This is a genomic window from Capnocytophaga sp. oral taxon 336 str. F0502 (assembly GCF_000411575.1).
GTDB lineage: Bacteria > Bacteroidota > Bacteroidia > Flavobacteriales > Flavobacteriaceae > Capnocytophaga > Capnocytophaga ochracea.
The window spans coordinates 101,887-104,417 of sequence record NZ_KE150494.1 but is presented as its reverse complement, the minus strand read 5'-3'; the positions used below and the strand labels follow the sequence as shown (position 1 = coordinate 104,417).

2 tRNA genes and 2 rRNA genes (1 of these 4 running past the window's edge) are annotated in these 2,531 nt (G+C 46.6%); all 4 read left to right on the top strand.

The features are described from left to right. The first annotated feature begins 111 nt into the window (after positions 1-111). A 16S ribosomal RNA gene (locus HMPREF1528_RS11805) occupies positions 112-1,629 on the top strand. 140 nt (positions 1,630-1,769) lie between these two features. Beyond that, positions 1,770-1,843: transfer RNA gene (locus HMPREF1528_RS11800), tRNA-Ile, on the top strand. A gap of 95 nt (positions 1,844-1,938) precedes the next feature. After that, positions 1,939-2,012: transfer RNA gene (locus tag HMPREF1528_RS11795), tRNA-Ala, on the top strand. A gap of 205 nt (positions 2,013-2,217) precedes the next feature. Beyond that, a 23S ribosomal RNA gene (locus tag HMPREF1528_RS11790) occupies positions 2,218-2,531 on the top strand; it runs 2,526 nt beyond the window's last position. Together the 16S and 23S rRNA genes with 2 tRNA genes alongside form the textbook arrangement of a ribosomal RNA operon.

Sequence of the window (2,531 nt, the reverse complement as noted above, 5' to 3'; positions counted from 1 at the left end):
AAACAACACGTACCTTGACATAATGTTGTACAGCACAAAGAAGATTTAAAGGATTGAGTGAAACCTGAAGTCAATAACTTGAAGATCGGTTAGAAGATATAAAAGAATTTAACGATGAAGAGTTTGATCCTGGCTCAGGATGAACGCTAGCGGCAGGCCTAACACATGCAAGTCGAGGGGGAAGTTACTTTCGGGTAACTGAGACCGGCGTACGGGTGCGTAACGCGTATACAATCTGCCTTTCACTGGGGGATAGCCCGAAGAAATTTGGATTAATACCCCATAGTATATAGGGACGGCATCGTTTTTATATTAAAGCTACGGTGGTGAAAGATGAGTATGCGTTCTATTAGCTAGTTGGAGAGGTAACGGCTCCCCAAGGCGATGATAGATAGGGGTTCTGAGAGGGATGTCCCCCACACTGGTACTGAGATACGGACCAGACTCCTACGGGAGGCAGCAGTGAGGAATATTGGACAATGGTCGGAAGACTGATCCAGCCATGCCGCGTGCAGGATGAAGGTCTTATGGATTGTAAACTGCTTTTGTAAGGGAAGAATAAGGGCTACGCGTAGTTTGATGACGGTACCTTACGAATAAGCATCGGCTAACTCCGTGCCAGCAGCCGCGGTAATACGGAGGATGCGAGCGTTATCCGGAATCATTGGGTTTAAAGGGTCTGTAGGCGGGCTGGTAAGTCAGGGGTGAAAGCGCTCAGCTCAACTGAGCAACTGCCTTTGAAACTGTTGGTCTTGAATGGTTGTGAAGTAGTTGGAATGTGTAGTGTAGCGGTGAAATGCTTAGATATTACACAGAACACCGATAGCGAAGGCATATTACTAACAATTAATTGACGCTGATGGACGAAAGCGTGGGGAGCGAACAGGATTAGATACCCTGGTAGTCCACGCTGTAAACGATGGATACTAGCTGTTTGGTTTAAGGATTGAGTGGCTAAGCGAAAGTGATAAGTATCCCACCTGGGGAGTACGTTCGCAAGAATGAAACTCAAAGGAATTGACGGGGGCCCGCACAAGCGGTGGAGCATGTGGTTTAATTCGATGATACGCGAGGAACCTTACCAAGGTTTAAATGGAGACTGACAGGGGCAGAGATGCCTTTTTCTTCGGACAGTTTTCAAGGTGCTGCATGGTTGTCGTCAGCTCGTGCCGTGAGGTGTCAGGTTAAGTCCTATAACGAGCGCAACCCCTGCCATTAGTTGCTAACGAGTTAAGTCGAGCCCTCTAATGGGACTGCCGGTGCAAACCGAGAGGAAGGTGGGGATGACGTCAAATCATCACGGCCCTTACATCTTGGGCTACACACGTGCTACAATGGCCGTTACAGAGAGCAGCCACTGCGTGAGCAGGCGCGAATCTATAAAGACGGTCACAGTTCGGATCGGAGTCTGCAACTCGACTCCGTGAAGCTGGAATCGCTAGTAATCGGATATCAGCCATGATCCGGTGAATACGTTCCCGGGCCTTGTACACACCGCCCGTCAAGCCATGGAAGCTGGGAGTACCTGAAGACGGTCACCGCAAGGAGCTGTTTAGGGTAAAACTAGTGACTGGGGCTAAGTCGTAACAAGGTAGCCGTACCGGAAGGTGCGGCTGGAACACCTCCTTTCTAGAGACGACCGATTTAATTATTAATGGTTAATAATTAACGATTAAAGGACTTATGGTATATTTGATTCTTTAAATCTTGCTGGCAACAAAATAAAATTTGCAAATTTGCTAATTTACGAATTTGCTAATTGAATAAGCAGTCTCATAGCTCAGCTGGTTAGAGCGCTACACTGATAATGTAGAGGTCGGCAGTTCGAGTCTGCCTGGGACTACAAGCAAAAAAAGCTTAAAAAGAAGGAAATTTCTAGGAGTGAGCTAGAGGAAGGATCCTCTTACCTCTTACCACATATCTCTTACCTAGAGACAGGGGGAATTAGCTCAGCTGGCTAGAGCACCTGCCTTGCACGCAGGGGGTCAAGGGTTCGAATCCCTTATTCTCCACAACACACCCACAAGTTCCCTCTCCTTGTGAGAGGGTTAGGGTGAGGAACCGTACATTGACATATTGGGATAAAAAGCATAAGAGATCAATAATAGATTATTGATAATCTAACGAAAGAATTAAAAAGAATCAAAGAGAACGAGAGGTACCTAGATAATTGTCAATTATCAATTGTTAATTGTCAATTGACTAGGACTACAAGCGCGAAAAGTTATGTAAGGGCGTATGGGGGATGCCTAGGCTCTCAGAGGCGAAGAAGGACGTGATAAGCTGCGAAAAGTTGCGTGTATTGGCACATACGAAATGATACGCAAATATCCGAATGGGGCAACCCAGTACATTGAAGATGTACTACACCGTAAAGGTGAGCAAACCCGCTGAACTGAAACATCTTAGTAGGCGGAGGAGAAGAAAACAAAAGTGATTCCCAAAGTAGTGGCGAGCGAAATGGGAACAGCCCAAACCCGTATTGTTACGGCAATACGGGGGTAGTAGGACCCTAATATAGGTTGTAGAGC